The following is a 19,750-nucleotide window of genomic DNA, read 5'->3' on the forward strand; positions in this document are numbered from 1 at the left end:
GCCACCAAGGACAGCGGAATGCCCACCCCCACCTCGTCTCTCGCCAGCTATCTTCCCGCCCTCATCACCGAGCGCTACCTCGCCGACCCGGCCCCCCTCTCCGGACCCAGGCGCGAGCGTCGCGAGGGGGCCGTGCTGTTCGCGGACATCTCGGGCTTCACCGCCCTGACCGAGCGGCTCTCGCTCCAGGGGCCGGCGGGCCTCGAGGAGCTGACCCGGATCCTCAACACCTACTTCGGGCGCTTCATCGATCTGGTCTACGCCCACGGTGGGGATGTCCTGAAGTTCGCGGGCGACGCCCTGCTCGCGATCTGGCCGCTCGATGCCGCAGGCGAGCCCCCCTCGACCCTCGTCCATCGCGCCCTCCAGTGCGGGCTCGACCTTCTGGGGCTGCAAGGAGACGTCCGGCTGCGCAGGGTCGCGCCCCTGACCCTGCGGGTCGCGGTGGGCGCGGGCGAGGTCACCCTCTCGGATCTCGGAGGCGCCTTCGACCGCTATGAGCTGCTGGTCACGGGCTCCGCCGTCGAGGAGATCGGCCGGGTCGCCCCGGACGTCGAGCCCGGCGAGCTGGCCCTGACCCCGAGCGCCTGGGCGCACGCCCAGGCGTGCGAGGGCATGCCCCTGCCTTCCGGCGGCGTCCGGCTGGACGGCTTGCATGCGACCCTCGAGCCGCGGCCGGCGACGCCACCCGCGTCGTCGCCGCAGAGCGAGGCGGCGCTATCGGCCTACGTGCCGGGCGCGGTGAAGGCCCGCCTGGCCGCCGGCCAAGCCCGATGGCTCTCGGAGCAAAGACAGGCGACCATCCTGTTCGTGAAGCTCCCCGGCATGGACCGGGCCCCGCTGGCGCACTCCCAGGCCGTGATGGCGGCCATGCAGGGCGCCCTTTACCGCTTCGAGGGCAGCATCAACAAGCTCAACGTGGATGAGAAGGGGGTCACCCTGCTCGCTGCGCTGGGGCTTCCGCCCCTGGCGCACGGCGACGATGCCGTCCGGGGAATCCGGGCGGCCATGGCCCTGCAGGAGGGCCTCGCCGAGCTGGGAGTCGAGGCCGGGGTCGGGGTGGCGACCGGCCGGGTCTTCTGCGGCGAGCTCGGCAACGACCGCCGGCGCGAGTACACCGTCCTGGGGGACGCGGTAAACCTCGCGGCGCGCCTCATGCAGGCGGTGGGGGTCGGGATCTGGTGCGACGCGGCCACCCAGCAGGCCGCACGATCCCAGCTGCGCTTCGAGGCCATGCCCCCGGTCAAGGTCAAGGGAAAGCAGGATCTCATCTCCGTCTTCAAGCCGCTCGGGGAAGCGGACCTGGCGCAAGCCGAGCCCGCTGGCCGCATGATCGGGCGCGCCGCCGAGCGCGCCCTGCTCACGGCGCGCCTCGACGGCGCGATCGAGGCGAACCGGGGCGCCATCGTGCTGCTCGAGGGCGAGGCTGGAATGGGCAAGTCCCGTCTGGTCGGTGAGTTCGTCAGAGAGGCGCGCTCGCGAAAGGTCCCGGTCCACCTCGGCCGCACCGACGCCATCGAGCGCGGGGTCCCCTACCTGGCCTGGGCGCCAGTCCTCGCCACCCTGCTCTTTCCCGGCCAGGCACCGGCCGACCGCGACGCCCTGCGCGACCTTGTGCTCGCCAGGGCCGAGACGGATCCGGCCTTTTCCCGCCTTGCCCCGCTGGCGGGGGCCGTCCTCCAGCTTGAGCTAGCGGACAACGCGCACACCGCCGCGATGGACGCGAAGGTGCGCGCCGACAACACCCACGCGCTGTTCCTGAACCTGCTCGGCGAAGCCGCGAAGCGCGCGCCGCTGGTCGTGGTCCTCGAGGATGCCCACTGGATGGACTCGGCGTCGTGGGCCCTGACGGCCCTCTGCGCCGAGCGCATCCCTTCGATGATCCTGCTGCTGACCACCCGTCCGCTCGGCATGGCCGCTTGCAGCGAATTCACGCACTTGCAGAAGCGCCCCCACGCGCTGGAGCTCTTGCTGAGCGGCCTCACCTTCGAGGAGACCGCAAGCCTGGTACAGGAAAGGCTCGGCGCGGCGGCGGTGCCCGAGGCAGCCGTTCGCCTGATCCACGAGCGGGCGGAGGGGAACCCCTTCTTCAGCGAGGAGCTGGCCCTGGCCCTCTGCGAGTCGGATCAGCTCGTGGTCGAGGGCGGGGTCTGCCGCCAGTGCTCGAGCCCCGAAGGGGCACACCAGCTCATGCTGCCGGGCACCATCGAGGGAACGATCACCAGCCGCCTCGACCGTCTCACCCCCGAGCAGCAGGCGATGCTCAAGGTGGCGAGCGTGATCGGCCGGTCATTCACCCTGAGCATGATCCATGCGCTCTGCCCCGCGGGGATTTCGCGCGAGAAGGTGGTCGAAGCCCTGGAGCAGATCAGGCTCAGGGGCCTGATCACCCTGGAGACGGCGGATCCCGAACCCGGCTACTATTTCCGCCACGCCATCACCTGCGAGGTCGTCTACCGGCAGATGCTGCTCTCGCAGCGGCAGCCCCTGCACCGGGCCGTCGCCGAGTGGTACGAGGCCGAGGGCAACGCGGCACCCGACGCGCTCCTCGCGCACCACTGGAACCTGGCCGGAAGCCCCGACAAGGCGATCACCTACCTCATGAAGGCCGGTGAAGCGGCCTGTCAGGGCAACGCCAACCAGGAGGCGATCGCGAGCTTCGAGGAGGCCATGCGCCTGCTTCCGCCCGAGCAGACCGATCGCCGGGCCCGCTGCGAAGGCCTGCTGGCGCGCGCATGCCTCGCGCTCGGGCGGTTCGAGGATTGCCAGGCCCACGCGGAGCGCTCCATGCAACTGGCGAACAGGCCCATCCCCGCGACGAGCGCCGGGCTGTGGCTGGGCGCCGCATCGGCGGCCTGGCGCCAGCTCCTCTACCGCGCAGGGATCGCGAAGGCCGACCCGACCCTGAGCTTCGAAGCGAGCCAACGGCTGCGCGACCAGGGCCTCGTAGGCGAGGCCCTGGCGGAGGCCCTCTTCTACGGGAGCGACCCGAAGCGGCAGATCTACGCCACCCTGAGCGCGGTCAACCTGGCGGAGCGAAGCGGATCCGCCTCGTCGCTGGCGCGAGGGTACGCCGGTCTGACCACGGTGGTGGGCTCATTCTCGCTGCACGGCCTCGCCGAGCATTACCTTCGCCTGGCGCAGGACCGGGCCGGGGACAGCGGGGATCCCGCCACCCGTTGCCGGGTGATGGCCCTTGGCGGCCTCTATCTGCGGATGGCAGGGCGGCTCAAAGAGGCGCTCACCTGCTTGCAGGAAGCCGCCCTCCTGAGCGAGGCCCTCGGCGATCGCAGGCAGCAGGGCATGTGCCTCATGGTCATGGCCAACATCCACGGGTCCACGGGCGACTACGAGGAGGCGCTGGCCCTGTACGAGGCCGTGTTCGCGGAGGCGCAGCGCTACGGGGACGTCCAGCAACCGGCCGAGGCCCTGATCGCTCAGGGGATGTGCCTGGCACGCCTCGGTCGCGTCCCTGAGGCGCTCGACTGCCTGCAAGGGGTGCCGCCCTTGCTCGAGAACTGTCAGGATCCGACCCTCTCGATCGACTTCCGGAGCGTGCTGGCCCTTGCGACCCTGCGTGCCGGCCGGAGCGAGGAAGCCCAGGATCTCGCCCTCTCCACGCTGGGGCAAGTCCTCTCTGCCGCGCCGGGCACCTACAACTTCATGCAGACGTATCGCAGCCTGTCCGAGGTGATCCTCGCGCTGGTCGAGGAGTCGTCGGCGCCGCCGGGCGAGCTCGTTCAGGCCGTCCACGACATGGCCCGGCTGCTCCACCCCGTCGCCGCCATGCAGCGGACCAATCGCCCCTTCGCCATGATCCTGATCGGCCGATCGGAGTGGCAAGCAGGGCGCCGCAAGCATGCGCAGAAGCTCTGGCGCCTGGCCCTCAGGCTGGCCACGCGTGCGCAGAACTCCTATGCGATGGGGCTTGCGCACCTGGAGCTGGGGCGGCACCTGCCTTCAGGCAAGCGAGCCCGGGCCAAGCACCTGCGGTGCGCCTGCGATCGCCTGCGCCTCTCCGAGGCCGAGGTGACCTCGCCCGGCCTCGCCCTGACGCCCCCTTCGAAATGACAAGGCGGCCCCTAAAAAGGGACCGCCTTGCCATTTCGAGAACCGCTTAGGCGGCGACCGCCTCCTTGACCTCGCTCGGCTTCACCAGCGACACGGTCATCGCCACCTCGTCGAAGAGTTCTTCGAGACGCTGCATGCCGTCAGCCACCGAGATGCCCTCCATGATCGTCGGCACCTGGAACAGGTCCGCATCCTGGAAGAGGTACTGGGTGAACTCGTACGAGAGGTGCTCGGGCGAGTTGAAGACCCTGAGGAACTCGCCGATCTTGCGGTTGCGCGTCCGGTTGAACGCGGCCTCCGAGACGCCATCGCGCTTGGCCTTGCCGATGCCCGCCTTGAGGCGCTCGATGAGCTGCTCGGGCGCTTCGGTCTCGCCGCCCACGTAGGCGAAGCTGAAGCCCGGCGACGACTCGTAGTCGAAGCTGAAGCTCGGGTCGATGAGCCCCGCGTCGTCCAGCTCCTGGTACAGGTCCGAGCTCTTGCCGAACACCGTGTCCATCAGGATGCGGGTCGTCAGGTCGCGGCGCACCAGCTCGTGGCCCGTCAGCCCGACCTCGCGCTCCTTGAAGCCAAGCATGCACAGGGGCTTGGCGATGGGCATGGAAAGCTCGCTGTAGGGGCTCGCGATCGTGGCGGGCTCTTCGGGGTAGTGGCGCTCGATGACCGCCTGGGCGACGAAGTCCTTGGCGGCCTGGTTGTCACGGATGAGCTGCATGAGGCGCTCGGCGTCGAAGTCTCCGACCACCACCAGCACCATGTTTGTAGGATGATAAAACGTCTTGTAGCACTTCATCAGGCTCTCGACGTCGATCCGGTAGATCGAGTCGATGGTGCCGGCGATGTCGATGCGGGCCGGATGGACGTGGAAGAGGTTCTCCATCAGGGCCCGGTAGGCGCGCCAGTAGGCCTGGTCGTCGTACATCCGGATCTCCTGCTCGATGATCCCCTTCTCCTTGGCGACGTTCTCGTCGTTCAGGTAGGGGCTCTGCACGAAGTCGAGCAGGGTGTTGAGGTTGGCATCGACCTCTGCGGTGGCGGAGAACAGGTAGCTGGTGCGGGTGTGGCTGGTGAAGGCGTTGGCGGCGGCCCCCTGCATGGCGAACTTCATGAAGACGTCGCCGTCGGGCTCCTCGAACAGCTTGTGCTCCAGGAAGTGGGCGATGCCGTCCACCACCTTGATCTCGGGCTGGCCCTCGACGTTGAAGTGGTTGTCGATGGAGCCGTAGCGGGTGGTGAACATGCCGTAGGTCTTGGCGTAGCCGGGCTTGGGCACCAGGTAGACCGTCAGGCCGTTGGGCAGGACCTCGAAGTAGGTCGTCTCCTTGAAGGTGTCGTAGGTGGTCTTAAGCATGGGTGGCCTCCACGGTTTCCTTGTCCCTGAGGAAGTAGACGGTGTCGAGCGAGACCTGACGGGCCATGGCCTGGAGGTCCTCGACCGTGACCTTCTCGACGGCTTCTAGCAGCTCGGCAATCTCGCGCGGCGCGTGCTCGACGCCCTGGACCAGGGCGAAGTGGGCGAGCTGGCCCGGCGAGTCGGCCATCTCGCGGTAGTCGTTGGCGATCATGGCCTTGGTCTGGAGCAGCTCGTCCTCGCCGACGTCGCCGCTGGCGATCGCCGCGAGCTGCTCGTGGATGATGGCGGTGGCCTGCTCGAAGTTCTCGATGTTGATCCCCGCCTGGATCATGAGCAGGCCCTTGTGAGAGTCGAAGCGCGAGAACGCCGAGTAGGCGAGGCTCGCCTTCTCGCGGACGTTGACGAAGAGCTTGGAATGGGCGTAGCCGCCGAGCACCCCGTTGTAGACCGTGAAGCGCGCGTAATCCGGCGAGGAGAAGGTCACCGGCGTGCGGAAGCCCATCACCAGCTGGCCCTGGTTGACGTCGAAGCGATCGACGACCTCGCGCGGGGCCCCTGCGGCGCCCTTCACGACGGTAGGCGGCAGCTCCGAAACCGCGCGGCCGGGGATGGCGAGGGCCGCGCGCAGCATGGCCGTCACCGCGTCGGGGTCCACGTCGCCCACCACGAACACGTCGATGGGGCTGGTGCGCAGCCACTGCCGGTAGTGGGCGTGAAGGCGCGCGGCGTCGATGCCCGCAAGGTCCTCGAGGCGCCCGTACGAGAAGAGTCGGTAGTCCTCGTCGGCGCACATGGCCGCCACGCAGCGGATGGCCGCGTAGCGGCCCTTGTTGTTGAAGAGGCCCTCGATGCGCTTGCGCAGGGCCTCCTTCTCGAGCTCGACGGCCGTCGAGCGGAAGACTCCGCCGTCGAGGGCCGGATCGAGCAGCACCTCGGCGAGGAGCTTGATCCCCTCTTCGAGCAGGGCCGGGGCGTGGCTCAGGAACTTCTCGTTGGGGACCTCGAGCTCGAACTGGGCGACCTGCCGCTCGCCGATCTTGAACATCGTCGCGTCGAGCGAGGCGCCGTACAGGTCGTCGAGACGCTCTTGCAGGCCCTTGACCGTCGGGGTGGAGCGCGTGCCGCGCTCGAGGACCGCGGGAATCAGGGCGTTCAGGGTCACCGTCTCGGGCCGAAGCGGAGAGAGGATGTCGACCACGACGGTGGTCGTCTTGAACTTGGGCGTGGGCAGGACGTGGATGCGAAGGCCGTCGGCCTCGCTGGTTCGAAACTTCATCTCCATCCTTTGCTCCCTTCTTTGAGGCATCCCATGGTAGCAGACCCTCGGGGATCCGAGAAACGCCCGCCAATTGCCTTCAAGATGCGTTACAATTACATGGTCACTCCTTGCACGAGGGAGCACGCACCATGGACGCCAAGATCAGCGATCCCCAGCAAATCATCGCCCTGTTCAACCACAACGTGGGCCTCGAGCACGGGGCGATCTACCAGTACCTCCAGCACGCCTACGCCATCGGCGACGTCGGCGTCGGCGCCGAGATCATCACCATCGCCCGGGCCGAGATGCGCCACATGAAGTACTTCGCGGGGATCATCGCCGAGCTGGGCGGGGTGGTCACGCTCAAGCGCCCCGAGGTCCGGGTGCAGGCCGCCACGATCCGCGAGATCATGGCGCTGGGAGTGGCCGCCGAGGCCGACGCGATCCGGGACTACACCTCGCAGCTCGATCGCATCGACCATTCGGGCGCGCTGCGCGTGCTCGAGCGCGTCATCCTCGACGAGCAGCTTCATGAGGAGCAGTGGGGCACCTTCGACGCCGAGGTCTCGGAGCTCGCACTCCAGGCCAGCTACCCGAGCCCCGGGCCGATCAAGGACCCCACGCTCGTCGCCATCCTGAACGAGGCCTTCGAGGAGGCCTACAACGAGGTGCTCGTCTACCTGCGCCACTTCTTCCAGAGCAGCGACTGGGAGGCCAAGGACTTCCTGTTCGAGAACGGGGTCTGGAAGATGCGGCAGATGGGCCTGATGGCCGACGAGATCCACGAGAACGGCGCCGATCCTGGCTTCCCCTGGCGCCCCGTACCGATCGAGGGCGCCCTCTCCGATCGGATCTCCCAGGCCATCGCGATCGAGCAGGCGAGCGTCAACCGCTACCGGCGGCTCGCGGGCTGTCCCGTGCCGCACGAGGTGCGCAGCCTCCTCCAGAACGCCCTGGGCCAGTCGGTCTTCGCGCAAGGGCAGATGGAGCTGCTCAGGGACCTGAACGCCCAGGAGGCCTTCTCCGAGCCGGGCTACGTCCCGCTCCAGGAGGAAGAGCGGGTGCCCGTGATCCCCGCCCCAAGCCCCAGCTTCACGGTCGGAAGCCTTCTGGAGAAGCCGTCTCCTTGAAGCCGGCGAGGGGAGCGGCCAGCAATCGATCGATTTCGCCGTGAATCGCGCCGATCAGCGCGCGCGTCGCGGCGCACTGATGGCGATCGCGGTGGGTGAGCAGGGCGAAGGTCTCACGGGGCGTGGGATCCACGAGCCGCACGCACGCCATCTTGCTGGTGTCCTGGATGCTCCGCAGGTACATCTTGGGCAGCAGCGTCACCCCAAGCCCCTGCTCGATCGTGGCCTTCAGGCCTTCGAGCGAAGCGACCTCGAGCGATCGCCTGGGCGCGATGCCCATTGAAGCAAATGCCTGGTCGACGATCTTGCGGCAGGTCATGTCCTTCGAGAGGGCCAAGGGAACGTTCGCGAGCTCCGCGAGCGGCAAGCTCTCTCGCCCGGCGAGCGGATGGTCGCGCGGCACCACCAGGACCAGCTCCTCCTCGAAAAGCGGCGTGACGTCGAGGAAGGCCGACTCTTGGGGAGCGTAGGCGAGCCCGATGTGGAAGGTGTTGTCCTGCAAGCCCTGGTAGATGACCTGGGAGGGCGCGCTCTCGATGACCAGGTCGACGTCGGGATAGGCGCGCATGAAGCGCGCGGCCACCGCGGGCATCAGGTAGGCGCTCGGAGAGCTCATGGCGCCCACGACGAGGCGCCCACGCGTCAAGCCGCGGTACTCCAGCATCATGAGCCTGATCTGGTCCACCTCAGCCAGAATGGCCTGCGCACGACGCAACAGATCCTCGCCTGCCGGCGTCAGGTGAACCTGTCGCCCCAGGCGCTGGATCAGCGGCACACCGCACTCCCGCTCGAGCTCCTGGATCTGCTTGCTCAGGTTCGGCTGGGAAACGTTCTCGTACGCCGCCGCGCGGGTGAAGTGCCGCTCGCGGGCCAAGGTCACGAAGTATTCGAGTCGTCGCAGTTCCATCGGCAATCCTTCCCCTCAAGTCATAACCACGAGGAATGATAACAAGAAAAACAATTCATTGGAACTTGGTATCGATCATCCCTAGAGTGAGGAAGTCGTTCCTCTCTTCAAAAGGAAATTGCGATGCCAACAGCGCTCCAGCGTCACCCGTTCCTCACCCTTTCCCTGTTCCTGGTGCCAACCGCTGTCTGGGGGGTGCTCTTCTCGGTGGGCAAGCTGCTTTCCGCCGAGTTGCCGCCCTTCACGGCCACCCTGGCGCGATACGGCGTCGCGGCCCTCGTGCTCGTGCCGCTCGCCTGGCGAGATCTGCGCGCGCTCAAGCTCCGCGAAGTGCCCTTCCTGATCCTGCTCGGCGGCCTTGGCGGCATCCTTTTCAACGGGTTCGTCTTCGTTGGGCTTCGGATGGCTCCGGCGGGCGACGCGGTTCTCGCACCGGCGACCGTCCCGCTGATCACCACCCTCATGAGCTCCCTCTGGCTCGGCCTTCGCCCCGGCCGCGAAAGGATCGCGTCGCTCGGCGTTTCGGTGCTCGGGCTGGGGGTGGTCTTGTCCTCGGCGCTGAATGCCCAGGCCGGGATCGCCCGCGGGGTCGGCGACCTGATGCACCTTGGCGCCGCGGTCGCCTGGAGCGCCTACCTCTTGCTCAATGCGCGCGTCGCCTCGCGCTACGCTCCGCGGCTGCTCGCAGCCATGACTGCGCTCGTCGGCGGGCTCGGCGCTCTACCCATCGCCTGGCTAGAAGGCGGGCTGCCCCGCTTCGCGAGCCTTTCCCTCGCAGGCTGGCTCGAGGTCGGCTACCTCTCGCTGATTGGCAGCGTGGTGGCGTTCATGCTCTGGGGCGCGGGCATCCGCCAGATGGGAGCGGCCAAGGCGGCGACCTTCATGAACCTGGTCCCCCTCTGGGGCCTCGCGGGCTCGATCGCCATCCTCCACGAATCCCTCGGGTGGATGCAGCTGGCCGGCATCATCCTGGTCCTGCTGGGGGTCTTCGGTGGCAGCCTCCCCACGCGCGTGCGACCGGTCCCGATGAACAAGCGGGCCACCGCCGCCTGAGGTTATTCCTGACGATCAGGCGACCCCAGGTGCCTCGTGACACCGGCAAGGCGATGGGCGAGGCCTCTAAAGACCGAGGCCTCGTCCTCGGCGAGGATTGCGCGCGACAGGACGCGACGCAGCATCGCCTCCTTCTTGGAGCGGTTGTGGTCCTTGAAGAAGCCGCCCTCCCGAAGGAGCTCGGCCAGGTCCGTGGCGACGCGCGCGACCTCGGCCTCGAGGGCGATCGCCGTCAGCGGCTCTCCTGCCGTCTGCACCGCCTCCTCCGAGGCCTGGAACCACTCGTAGGCGATCACCATCAGGGCCTGGGCGAGGTTCAAGGAGGTGTCGGGCCGGGCCGCCGGGATGCGCACGATCTGGTGGCACCGGCGCAGCTCCTCTTTCGAGAGGCCGTTCTTCTCGTTGCCGAAGACCAGGGCCACCTGGCCGCCGCCCGCCGCGTGGACCGCGGCCAGGCGCGCGGCCTCGCGCGGGGTGAGCGAGGTCATGCCGTCGTAGAGCGCGCGGGTGGTCCCGATGACGAGGCTCGTCCCCGCGATGGCCTCGTCCAGGGTCGGGACGACCTCGGCCGCCTCCAGGATCTCCTGGGACATGATCGCGAGCTTTCGGGCGTTGTCGTGGGTGGGCAGGACCGGCCCCGGATCCGCAACGACGAGGCGCGAGAGGCCGCAGTTCTTCATGGCGCGCGCCGCCGCCCCGAGGTTCTCGGGGAAGAAAGGGTGCATCATGACCACGCGGGTCGAGAGGAGCAGAGAGGGCGACGGCTGCATGGCGGTCGCCCTCATCGACGTCGGTTCATCAAGAGGTCTCCTGGGCCTCGTCGAGGCCTGATCAGGTACGCAGACGGAACGTGATCCGGCCCCGGCTGAGATCGTAGGGACTCAGCTCGACCTTGACCTTGTCGCCGGGAAGCACCTTGATGAAGTGCTTGCGCATCTTGCCCGCCAGGTGGGCGAGCACCGTGTGACCGTTCGGAAGGTTGACCCGGAACATGGCGTTGGGCAGTGCCTCCAGCACGGTCCCCTCCAGCTCGATCATGTCTTCCTTGAGCATCCTTATTCCCCCCTTCGTCCCGCCTCGGCGGTTGATGCTCCTCGATTATAGCGCGTCCGGCGCCACCAAGCAGCGCCGGACGCGGGGCGGGGGGTTACAGGTTGCCGCGCAGGGCCTGCTCGCGCTCGATCGACTCGAAGAGGGCCTTGAAGTTGCCCTTGCCGAAGCTCTCGGAGCCCATGCGCTGGATGATCTCGAAGAAGACGGTGGGGCGATCCTCGAGGGGCTTGGTGAAGAGCTGGAGCATGTATCCCTTGTCGTCCTTGTCCACCAGGATGTCGAGGGCCTGGAGGGCGGCGAGGTCCTCGTTGATGGGGCCCGTGCGATCGAGGAGGCCCTCGTAGTAGCTCGCGGGGGTGCCGAGGAACTCGACGCCGTTGGCCTTGAGGGCGGCGACAGTGGTGAGGATGTCCTTGGTGATCAGGGCCAGGTGCTGGACGCCGGGCGCGCCGTAGGAGTCGATGTACTCCTCGATCTGGGACTTCTTCTTGCCCTCGGCGGGCTCGTTGAGGGGGAACTTGACCCGCTCGTTGTCGTTGGCGACGACCACCGAGCGCAGCGCCGAGTACTCGGTGCTGATGTCCTTGTCGTCGAAGTTGGCGAAGTGGTGGAAGCCGAACACCCGCTGGTAGAACGCGACCCAGGTGTTCATCTCGTTCCAGCCCACGTTACCCACCACGTGGTCGATGTAAGAGAGCCCGACCGGAGCGCAGCCCAGGCCCTTGCGCGGCGCGAAGCCGGGCAGGAAGCCCCCCGCGTAGTCGGCGCGCTCGACGAAGGTGTGGATCGTCTCGCCGTAGGTCGCGACGCTCGCGAGCACGACGCGACCGCTCGCGTCCGAGCGCTCGGCGGGCTCCATCACGCTCCTGGCGCCGCGGGCGATCGCCTGGTTGTAGGCGAGGCAGGCGTTGTTGACGCCGATGGCGACGTCCTTGACGCCGTCCCCGTGGGCCTTGACGTGCTCGGAGACCGGGTGATCGGGGGTGAGCGCCGTGGTCAGGACGAAGCGGATCTTGTCCTGCTGGAGCACGTAGCTCGCGCGATCGCGCTGGCCGGTCTCGGGGCCGGCGTAGGCGACCAGGTCGAAGCCGAAGGCCTTCTGGTAGTAATAGGCGGCTTGCTTGGCGTTGCCGACGTAGAATTCGACGTGGTCGATGCCGGTCATGACGACGGTGTCGGTGCCGGACGGGGTGAGCGAGCTGGCCATTCGGAAAACATCCTCCTTCACGAACAGGGCATCGAAGTCACTATTGGTAAGCTGCTTTCGATCGTGCCCTCATTATAGCCACCCCGTCCGCAACCGTCACGGATCAAGCCCGGCGAGCCAGCGTTGACCGCGCCCCCGGGGGGCCGTAGGGTGTCGGGTGCGACCAGGACGCATGGTCGGCACCAGAAGGGAGCAAGGCGATGGGCGATGCGCGCGACGCGTCCGGCCTGCCGGACATCCTCAAGCCCGAGAACCTGCCGCCGGAGTTCGCGACCCTCAACGCCGAGGCGCGCGAGGAGATCGCGCTGGGAGAGGTGAGCGACCTCGGCAACGCTCCCTGCGAGGTCGGTGTCGTCCAGGCCCCGCGCCCCCTGCAGGCCCAGACCACGGCCCCGGTCGTCAACGCGCTCGCCTGGATGCGGGACATCACGCCTTTGGCCGGCGAAGACGGCTTGCCTGCCGAGCTGCGTGACACCTCGCCCTCGGGCCAGGTGAGCCAGGTTCCCATCGAAGAGGGCGAGGCGCTCCTCCGTCACCGCCAGTCCGGCGTCTCGCCCGGCAACGCCGAGGCCGAGGACCCGGACTGGGACCACCTCGGAGGATGAGGCCATGGTGGCAAGTGTAGGCGGTCACAGCCTCAGAGAAGCGGCGTGGTATCATCGGTTCATGATCAGTAGCTCTGACGTGCAGGGCCAGGTTCGCTTCCGCTTCGGCCGGCGCGATCAGCTGGTGCTCTACAGGAAAAAGGACGAATCCCTCAGGCACCTGCTGCTCAAGGCGGCTGCCTACGCTTTGTTCTACCGCGAGCACGAGCTCCAGGCCGACGCCAAGCTCCGCTTCAAGCACCCCGCGGACCTCGCGAGCGTGGATCTGACCGGCGAACCCACCTTCTGGGTGGTGGTGGACGACCTCAACCTCGCGCGGCTCGAGTACACCTGCCGTCACGTCCACGCGCCCGTGATCCTGGTCCTCCAGGAGCCCGACCTGGACGCCGCCGTCGCCCTGATCCGCAAGAACATCCACTACAAGCTGACCCACGCTCACCTGACGGTGTACAACTTCGTGCGGCCCGTCGAGGAGTGGCTCGACCCCGAGGGGGTGGTGATCCCCCCGGCGAGCTTCGACATCTTCCACTTCTAAGGCTAGCGACGATCCTGGGCGAGGGTGAAGTGCCCGTACTGGCGCGCTAGCGGCGATCCTGGGCGAGCGTGAAATGCCACAAGATATTGAGCTCGGCATCGAGCTCGACGACGTGGTTCTTGCCCGCGTGGACCACCAGGGTGGTGCCCTCGCTCAGGCGCCAGGCGATGATCGGGGTGTTCAGCTGGATGCCGAAGCGGCCCTTGCGACCGAGGAAGGCGGCATCGCCCCCGTATTGCCAGACGATCTCGTGCGCGGGGCTCACCTCGACCACCCGGTGGTTCTGGGTGTCGGCGATCAAGGTGTTGCCGTTCTCGAGCCGCACCGCATGCTCCGGGTGATAGAGCTGGTTGCTGCCGGGGCCGCCGAACCCGCTCTGGCCAAATGACCAGACGACCGTCCCCCTGGGGTCGATCTCGAGCACCTGGTGATCGGCCCAGTCGCATACCAGGGTGTTGCCCGACGGCAGCCGGCTCGCGTACGAGGGGCCCTTGAAGCCCTCGCGCCCCCAGCGGACGTCGCCGGCGACCGTCACCTCGACCACCCGGCGGTTGCCGAAGTCGGCGATCAGCATGGTGCCCTGGAGGGTGCGCTCGACGCTGCGCGGCTGCGACAGGTGCCTGGGGCCCGAGCCCGCCTCGCCCGGCTTGCCGAACTGCCAGACGATGCTCTGGTCCCGCACCTCCACGACCCGGTGATTGCCGGTGTCGGCCACGAGGGTGCCGCCGTTGGGCAGGCGCGTCACGTAGTTGGGTGCGAGCAGGCGATTTCCGCCCCCGCCGACGATGCCGCTGAACTGCCAGAAGATCTGCATCTTGCGATCGATCTCGAGCACCCGCCCCCCGGTCCGATCCGCGAGCAGGACCGAGTCGGGCAGGTTCGCGGGCAGCTCGCTGCCGCGGTGCGCGGCAACGACGGGCGCCGGCTCGGGCATCCTGGCCGGCTCGGAGAGGGGCACCAGGGCCTCGGGGCTTATGATCGGCTGGTACGCGGGGTGGGCGGCCGGCACCAGCGCGCTCAAGGGAGCCGTCCCCTCGCGCGGGGCCGGGTGGTGCTCCCAGACGATGGTGAGCTCGGGGTCCACCTCGACGGCCCCCTGTCGACCGAGCACGAGGGTGTTGCCGTTGGCGAGGCGCGCGGCGCCGCACGGGTCCTTGACCGGCGTGCCGCCGCGCGCGGCCCCCGCCCGGTACTGCCAGACGAGAGCCTTCTCGGCGTCGAGCTCGATCACCCGGCCGTTGCCCGTGTCGGCGATGAGGGTGTGGCCGTTGGGAAGCCGCGCCGCCCATGCGGGCTCCGAGAGCTGGTTGGGGCCCGATCCCTGGTTGCCGCCCAGGCGGTTGGCCCCGTTGCCGTACTGCCAGACGACCGCCCCCGCCTCGTCGACCTCGATGACCCGGTGGTTGCCCGTGTCGGCGATGAGGGTCCCCCCCTCGGGGGTTCTCACGGCGCTGTGGGGCTTGAAGAGGGCCTGACCCGCGCAGCCCGCGCGCCCCGTCTCGCCGTGAGACCAGGCGATCTCGCCCTCGGGCGAGACCTCGACGACCCGGTGGTTGCCCGTGTCGGCGACGAGGGTGTGGCCGCCGGCGAGGCGCCCCGCCCAGCGCGGAGCGCGCAGGGTCCTGGTGCGATCGCTCGACTCGCCGAAGGCCCAGACCACCTTGGAGCTGAGCGGATCGACCTCGATGACACGATGCTGGCCGAGGTCGGCGAAAAGCAAGCGGCCGCTCGGCAGGTAACAGGCCGAGCCCGCGACCACGTCCTTGAAGGTCCAGGTCTCGGGGCGATCGCGGTCAATCTGGGTGACCTGGCGTTTCAGGTTCTCGATCACCAGGAGACGACGGCCGTTACCCGCGACCAGGGCCTCGATCGAGCCAAGGGCAGGCGGTTGCGGGACGATCGCCGTGGTCATCGAGGGCATGGGCGCAGCTTCGCCCTGAGCGGGAGCGGCCGCGCGCGCAGCCGGACTCGGACCAGGCGGGGCGACCGGAGGCGGCGCGGGCGACGGTGCCGGCGCGGGCCCCCGGGCCGCGCCGGCGCCACCGGGCAGCGGACCAGCAGGTACGGGCCCGCCCGGACGAGATCCTGCCGGCTCGGCGCCGCCGGGGGTGCTCCCGACCGAGCTCGAAGCGCCTGGGCGAGGGCCACCGGGCGAAGGACCGCCAGGGGAAGGGCCACCAGGACGGGGCCCGCCGGGGGAGGGCCCAGCCGGGCTCGGACCGCCCGGGCGAGGCCCGCTGGGGGCCGCTCCGGGTTCGGGAGCGGTCCCGCCTGGCGGGCGGACCACGGGTGCCGCGTTCCTCATGGCCAGGAAGCTCTCCATGAGCGCGGGGTAGCGCTCGGCCATGAACCGGTCGAGCTCCTCCTGCTCGATGGGGATGATCCTGAGATTCAGGCCGCCTGCGAGCTGGATGGCGAGCTGCTGGCACGCCGCGTCGCGCGGGTTGAGCATGGCGACCGACAGGTGGGTCGCGTCGCGCATCAGGGGGACCATGCCCATGGTCCTGATCAGGCGCTCGGGAAGCTGCGAGAGGATCAAGGGGTCCAGCCCCGGGTCCATCAGGGGGCTCACCTCGTCCTCGGGCAGCTGGAGAGCGCGCAGCTCCTCGCGCGAGGCGAAGCCCATCTGCACGATCACGTCCTCGAGGGTGGGGCGAGGCGGCAGCCAGTCGGCAGGCGGCGCGAAGGCCAGGCCAAGCGGGGGCTTGATCAGGGGGATCTCGGCGACGAGCTTGCGCTTGAGCGGGTCGAAGGCCAGGATCTTGGGGGCCCCGCTCTCGCCGGCCGCGAGGATGTAGGCGAGCGCGCCGTCCGGCGTGACCACGATGGCCTCGCCCGGCCCCTCGGTGAGCTTGTGGGCGGGCAGGTTCATCAGGTGGCGCACCCGCAGGTCCGCGGTCGAGACCATCAGGAGCCCCAGCTCGTCGCCGGCCTTGTAGAAGACCACCAGAAGGTGGCTGCCGTCCGGGGTGAGGGCCACCGGGCCCAGGGGGCCGGTCGGGAAGGGCTGGTGCCTGACCTTGAGGGTCAAGAGGTCCAGCACCGTCAGGCGCGGGGTCATCCCGTCGGTCAGGTAGGCGACCTTGCGATCGAGGGCCATCCCCATGGCCCGGCGCGAGCCCGCGGCGCGCAGCATGATGGCGCCCGCCTGCTGACAGGTGTTGGCGACCACGACGTGGACGGTCCCCGCGCCGCGGTTGGCCGCGAGCACGAACTCGCCCCCCGTGGAGACGGCGAAGTCGATGGGATGGGTCTTGCTCGCCGAGGGGGAGACGACCGGCGCGAGCAGGGTGGCCATGCGCGGGCTCTGGGCCTGGGTCGGCGGCGCCCCCGGGTACAGGAAGGCGCCGCGCGCGGTCGGGATCAGGCCCAGGGTCGCGCGGTGGCCCACCTGGATCGCCCCCGCGATGCCGGGCTCGCGCGTGGAGAGCACGAGGACGTCCCCAGTCGAGTAGGGGGGCCAGTCGGCGAGATCCGGCGGGGGGGCATCCTCGCCCAGGGCGATGCGCGCGCCGACCTCCTGGGTCGAGGGCACGAGGGCCACCAGGCCGTTGGCGGTGGGATCGGCGACGAAGGCGTGAGCGTAGGGGATGGCCTCCCCGGCTTCCCCCGAGGCCAGGCGCGCGCGCGCCTGGTTCAGCTCGCGCTCGCTCATCAGGCGCGCGCCCACCACCAGCTCGGCTAAGAGCTCGTCTGAGAAGGGATCGGTTGGGGCGTGCGGCGTCGGCTCAGGCATCGAAGCGAGGGGGTTCCAATCCGGTCTAGCCAGGGGATGGCGGACCACGGGGCCCGGGTTGACCCCGGAGCGATCGTTGGTCTATCCTGGGGCAGATTTCCAGCGGGCGAGCCCCCTGGAGACTGATGAGGCGCTGATTCTCACGTGTCAGGCGAGCTAATCGCATCATAACAAAAGGAAGGGGCGACTGGAAATGGCTGTATGCCCGTTGATGAGCTACGCGACCCAGAAGGCCGAATGCGACCCCAACTGTGCCCTGTGGCGAGCGCTCGACGGCAAGAGCGGCCAGTGCGGCCTCCTCTCGGTCAACGACCGCATCGCCGAGGGCTTCGAGGTCCTCGCCGACTCCCTGCGCGAGATCAAGGGCCGCCTCTAAGGAGGCGATCCGCCAGGAAGTGGAACGCCTGGACCATGCCGACCGCGATGCCGACCGCGATGACGAACGGATGCAACTGGTGGCTCAGGAGGCGTGCCTCCTGAGCCACCAGTTGCATCCGTTTCATGAGGTTGGCGAGCGTTCGGCAAGCGTGTCCGAGGCGTGACGTTCCAGGTGCTTGCCGTACCACTCGCGATGACCATAAGCGCAGCATCGTATCAAACGTTAACATGCCAGTCATGTATCCCGCAAACCGTCTGCTTGCGGGCGATGAGGGGGGCAGGGGCTGCCCCCGGATCAGAATCAAGGCTCCACAGCCATTGTAAGCAAGAAACCAATCGTTTAATATCCATCCCGGGTATCTAATAAGATTAGGCCGCTCGTTGATGTCTTGGCGCCATCCGCGTCAATAGACGCACCGCGCCCTTCGCACGGCGGGATGAAAACCGACCTTCGGGCGCGTTTTTTTCCTCGTGTTTCATCGCAGTCCCCAACATCTTCATCTTTCGCATTCGGGAGAATAACGTGCAGCACGGTCATCACGCTTTTTGGACAGTCCCCCTCGTGGTCCTCGGCCTCGCCGGTTGCGCCACGCTCGAGACGCGGCCTTTCGCGCAGTTTTACACGAGCGGCCAGCCTTCGATCGCAGGCGTCGCTCCCTACCAGTCGCGCCTCATGTTCTCGGTGATCCGCGAGGGCGAGCCGGAGCGCTCTGCCCAGGCGATCACGGGGCTCACCTACAGTACGGTCGGCGTGACGCTCACGAACACCGACACGTCGCTGCTTCCGAGCGCGCTGACCAAGAACGTGACCCTCGACGGCGGCAACCAGGCCGCCTCGGTCTTCTCGGCGCTGCGTCCGGGCGGCGGCTACTCGGTCTCGGTTTCCTTGAAGGACGCAGGAAGCACCCAGGTCGGCTCGGGCGTCGCCGAGAACGTCAGCCTGCCCGCCGGCATGACCACCCCTGTCACGATCGTCATCGGCCGCGACGGCAACGTGAAGGTCGCCAGTTCCACGACGGGGAACGGCTTCGGTACCTCGAGCGCCTACGTCGTCGCCAAGGGGGATTCGGTCGTGCTCAACACGGGCTTCTCGGGCACCGAGACCGCCGTGGCGAGCTGGTCCGTCTCGCTCAGCTCCTCGCTCTACGGGACGAACGCCAAGATCGCAGCCTACCCCGCCAGCACCAACTTCAGCACCTTCACATGGAGCACCGCGGCGGCGGCCAGCAACGGAGGCTTCTCCTACGCTCCCGCCAACCTCACGACGATGGGGACGCAGGACGGGGACATCACCTTCGAGCTTTACGACAGCGCGAACAAGGTCATCGGGCGTAGCGTCCTCAGCCACGTCTCGGTGGTGAACGGCGCCGCCATGTCGATCACGCTCCAGTAAAGAAGGGCTCCTGTGCGCCGCTCGCTCGTCGTTACGCTGCTCGCCCTCCTCTGCGGCTGCCAGCCGGCCAACATGACCGCCACGAACAAGGCCTCCCAGCCGGGCCTTGCGATCGAGCGTATCGCTCAGGTGGTGGTCTCGGACGGCACCTCTCGGGTCATGGGGACGGTCCGCTTGCCTGAGAGCCTGCTCGGCCAGGGAGGCGATCGGCTGGATTCCCCACGGGGGATCGCAGGAGCGGAGCTGACCCTGCTGGATGCCTCGGGTCAGCCCATCCCCAACACGGCCACCGTGCGCTCGGATGCCGAAGGACTCTTCAGCATTCCGAGCGCTCCGCTGGGCGTGTCCATGGTGCTGCGTGCCCAGGCGGTGGTGGGATCCCGGACCTTGACGCTCAAGAAGCTGCTGCGCCCAAGCCAGGCCTTGACTTGCGCGCACCTCGATCTAGCCTCGACCGTGATCGCGGACAAGCTGCTGAGCGCCCAGCCGTTGCTCGTGCTCGACCCCGGCCTCGTGGGGGCGGATTTGTTCGAGCTCTTCAACCCGGTGCGCCTCCAGGAGGTTGAGAAGCTCCTGCGCAGGCGCATCGACCAGTCCCCCCCGCCGGGGGTCGCCGAGGTGGGGGACGCGCTGGCCGCGGGGGATACCTCCCAGGTCTTCGACCTGTTCGCGGCCGGATCGCTTGACATCACCAATGGTTATCAAGACGTTTTCGAGCGTCCCGACAGCTCCCTGGTCCTTCGCATTTCGGCGGTCGGGACCAACTCGGTGGGCATCAAGGAACGCCCCGTCGCCTTCGGGGTGCTGCGCCTGAAGGTGTTCAACGCCCCGGAGGGCACGACTCGCGTCGAGTTCTGGGCGAAGTCCGATCGCCAGATCAAGATTGGCGAGAGCGCCATCGGCCCCGAGTTCGAGAGCACGTTCGACACCTGGAGCGTGCCGGACGGGGACTACACGTTCGACACCATCGTCGTGACGACCTCGAACCGCCGAAAGCTGCTCGGCCAGACCTTCGTCACCATCCAGAACACCCTCGAGAACTTCTGTCCACTACCCTAAAAGGCGGCATG

Annotated in this window: 16 protein-coding genes; 8 read left to right on the forward strand and 8 right to left on the reverse strand. The window is 68.3% G+C overall.

Annotated features, from left to right (window positions below; all coding sequences use genetic code 11):
• Positions 1-18: 18 nt before the first annotated feature.
• Entirely contained in the window at positions 19-4,071 is a 4,053-nt protein-coding gene (locus V6D00_03130; protein ID HEY9898155.1) for an adenylate/guanylate cyclase domain-containing protein, read from the forward strand.
• Positions 4,072-4,117: 46 nt separating this feature from the next.
• Here V6D00_03130 and V6D00_03135 read toward each other — a convergent pair whose 3' ends face one another.
• Complete coding sequence (locus V6D00_03135) at positions 4,118-5,422, reverse strand: pitrilysin family protein (protein HEY9898156.1); 1,305 nt, start codon at positions 5,420-5,422, stop codon at positions 4,118-4,120.
• Entirely contained in the window at positions 5,415-6,701 is a 1,287-nt protein-coding gene (locus V6D00_03140; GenBank protein ID HEY9898157.1) for a pitrilysin family protein, read from the reverse strand. Before V6D00_03140 ends, V6D00_03135 begins: the two co-directional genes overlap by 8 nt.
• A gap of 131 nt (positions 6,702-6,832) precedes the next feature.
• Here V6D00_03140 and V6D00_03145 point away from each other — a divergent pair, with 131 nt between their 5' ends.
• Positions 6,833-7,813 carry a ferritin-like domain-containing protein gene (locus V6D00_03145; protein HEY9898158.1) on the forward strand — a complete coding sequence of 327 codons (981 nt, stop codon included), beginning with the start codon at positions 6,833-6,835 and terminating at the stop codon, positions 7,811-7,813.
• On the opposite strand, the gene V6D00_03150 is transcribed toward V6D00_03145, so the two are convergent.
• Complete coding sequence (locus V6D00_03150; GenBank protein ID HEY9898159.1) at positions 7,776-8,720, reverse strand: LysR substrate-binding domain-containing protein; 945 nt, start codon at positions 8,718-8,720, stop codon at positions 7,776-7,778. The genes V6D00_03145 and V6D00_03150 overlap by 38 nt on opposite strands.
• 123 nt (positions 8,721-8,843) lie before the next feature.
• On the opposite strand from V6D00_03150, the gene V6D00_03155 reads away from it, so the two are divergent.
• The gene (locus V6D00_03155) at positions 8,844-9,773 is read left to right on the forward strand and encodes a DMT family transporter (protein HEY9898160.1); all 930 of its coding nucleotides are present in this window, start codon (positions 8,844-8,846) and stop codon (positions 9,771-9,773) included.
• A 2-nt stretch (positions 9,774-9,775) separates the two neighbouring features.
• On the opposite strand, the gene V6D00_03160 is transcribed toward V6D00_03155, so the two are convergent.
• The 3 genes from V6D00_03160 to hppD all read right to left on the reverse strand — a co-directional run bounded on the left by V6D00_03160 (position 9,776) and on the right by hppD (position 12,033).
• Positions 9,776-10,543, reverse strand: coding sequence for a TrmJ/YjtD family RNA methyltransferase (locus V6D00_03160; protein ID HEY9898161.1), 768 nt, complete (start codon positions 10,541-10,543; stop codon positions 9,776-9,778).
• Between the two features lie 61 nt (positions 10,544-10,604).
• The gene (gene infA, locus V6D00_03165; protein ID HEY9898162.1) at positions 10,605-10,826 is read right to left on the reverse strand and encodes a translation initiation factor IF-1; all 222 of its coding nucleotides are present in this window, start codon (positions 10,824-10,826) and stop codon (positions 10,605-10,607) included.
• A 94-nt stretch (positions 10,827-10,920) separates the two neighbouring features.
• Positions 10,921-12,033, reverse strand: coding sequence for a 4-hydroxyphenylpyruvate dioxygenase (gene hppD / locus V6D00_03170; protein ID HEY9898163.1), 1,113 nt, complete (start codon positions 12,031-12,033; stop codon positions 10,921-10,923).
• Positions 12,034-12,233: 200 nt separating this feature from the next.
• On the opposite strand from hppD, the gene V6D00_03175 reads away from it, so the two are divergent.
• Both V6D00_03175 and V6D00_03180 read left to right on the forward strand, forming a co-directional pair.
• Complete coding sequence (locus tag V6D00_03175; GenBank protein ID HEY9898164.1) at positions 12,234-12,638, forward strand: hypothetical protein; 405 nt, start codon at positions 12,234-12,236, stop codon at positions 12,636-12,638.
• Between the two features lie 61 nt (positions 12,639-12,699).
• On the forward strand, positions 12,700-13,173 hold the full coding sequence (locus tag V6D00_03180) for a hypothetical protein (protein ID HEY9898165.1): 474 nt from the start codon (positions 12,700-12,702) through the stop codon (positions 13,171-13,173).
• A 46-nt stretch (positions 13,174-13,219) separates the two neighbouring features.
• Here V6D00_03180 and V6D00_03185 read toward each other — a convergent pair whose 3' ends face one another.
• Positions 13,220-16,909, reverse strand: a complete 3,690-nt coding sequence (locus V6D00_03185) for a hypothetical protein (protein HEY9898166.1) — start codon at positions 16,907-16,909, stop codon at positions 13,220-13,222.
• A 211-nt stretch (positions 16,910-17,120) separates the two neighbouring features.
• Here V6D00_03185 and V6D00_03190 point away from each other — a divergent pair, with 211 nt between their 5' ends.
• Positions 17,121-17,285, forward strand: a complete 165-nt coding sequence (locus V6D00_03190) for a hypothetical protein (GenBank protein ID HEY9898167.1) — start codon at positions 17,121-17,123, stop codon at positions 17,283-17,285.
• Here V6D00_03190 and V6D00_03195 read toward each other — a convergent pair.
• Positions 17,269-17,412 carry a hypothetical protein gene (locus tag V6D00_03195; protein ID HEY9898168.1) on the reverse strand — a complete coding sequence of 48 codons (144 nt, stop codon included), beginning with the start codon at positions 17,410-17,412 and terminating at the stop codon, positions 17,269-17,271. The two genes, V6D00_03190 and V6D00_03195, sit on opposite strands and share 17 nt — an antisense overlap.
• 398 nt (positions 17,413-17,810) lie before the next feature.
• Here V6D00_03195 and V6D00_03200 point away from each other — a divergent pair, with 398 nt between their 5' ends.
• Entirely contained in the window at positions 17,811-18,680 is an 870-nt protein-coding gene (locus tag V6D00_03200; GenBank protein ID HEY9898169.1) for a hypothetical protein, read from the forward strand.
• A gap of 12 nt (positions 18,681-18,692) precedes the next feature.
• Positions 18,693-19,739 (forward strand): hypothetical protein, encoded by a 1,047-nt coding sequence (locus tag V6D00_03205; GenBank protein HEY9898170.1) that lies wholly within the window; start codon positions 18,693-18,695, stop codon positions 19,737-19,739.
• The last annotated feature ends 11 nt before the right edge of the window (positions 19,740-19,750 follow it).

Source organism: Pantanalinema sp. (assembly GCA_036704125.1).
Lineage (GTDB): Bacteria > Cyanobacteriota > Sericytochromatia > S15B-MN24 > UBA4093 > JAGIBK01.

Excerpts from the sequence above, each read along its gene's own strand:
- V6D00_03130 (HEY9898155.1), top strand. The coding sequence starts at position 19 with ATGCCCACCCCCACCTCGTCTCTCGCCAGCTATCTTCCCGCCCTCATC.
- V6D00_03135 (HEY9898156.1), bottom strand. The coding sequence starts at position 5,422 with ATGCTTAAGACCACCTACGACACCTTCAAGGAGACGACCTACTTCGAG.
- V6D00_03140 (HEY9898157.1), bottom strand. The coding sequence starts at position 6,701 with ATGAAGTTTCGAACCAGCGAGGCCGACGGCCTTCGCATCCACGTCCTG.
- V6D00_03145 (HEY9898158.1), top strand. The coding sequence starts at position 6,833 with ATGGACGCCAAGATCAGCGATCCCCAGCAAATCATCGCCCTGTTCAAC.
- V6D00_03150 (HEY9898159.1), bottom strand. The coding sequence starts at position 8,720 with ATGGAACTGCGACGACTCGAATACTTCGTGACCTTGGCCCGCGAGCGG.
- V6D00_03155 (HEY9898160.1), top strand. The coding sequence starts at position 8,844 with ATGCCAACAGCGCTCCAGCGTCACCCGTTCCTCACCCTTTCCCTGTTC.
- V6D00_03160 (HEY9898161.1), bottom strand. The coding sequence starts at position 10,543 with ATGCAGCCGTCGCCCTCTCTGCTCCTCTCGACCCGCGTGGTCATGATG.
- infA (HEY9898162.1), bottom strand. The coding sequence starts at position 10,826 with ATGCTCAAGGAAGACATGATCGAGCTGGAGGGGACCGTGCTGGAGGCA.
- hppD (HEY9898163.1), bottom strand. The coding sequence starts at position 12,033 with ATGGCCAGCTCGCTCACCCCGTCCGGCACCGACACCGTCGTCATGACC.
- V6D00_03175 (HEY9898164.1), top strand. The coding sequence starts at position 12,234 with ATGGGCGATGCGCGCGACGCGTCCGGCCTGCCGGACATCCTCAAGCCC.
- V6D00_03180 (HEY9898165.1), top strand. The coding sequence starts at position 12,700 with ATGATCAGTAGCTCTGACGTGCAGGGCCAGGTTCGCTTCCGCTTCGGC.
- V6D00_03185 (HEY9898166.1), bottom strand. The coding sequence starts at position 16,909 with ATGCCTGAGCCGACGCCGCACGCCCCAACCGATCCCTTCTCAGACGAG.
- V6D00_03190 (HEY9898167.1), top strand. The coding sequence starts at position 17,121 with ATGAGCTACGCGACCCAGAAGGCCGAATGCGACCCCAACTGTGCCCTG.
- V6D00_03195 (HEY9898168.1), bottom strand. The coding sequence starts at position 17,412 with ATGAAACGGATGCAACTGGTGGCTCAGGAGGCACGCCTCCTGAGCCAC.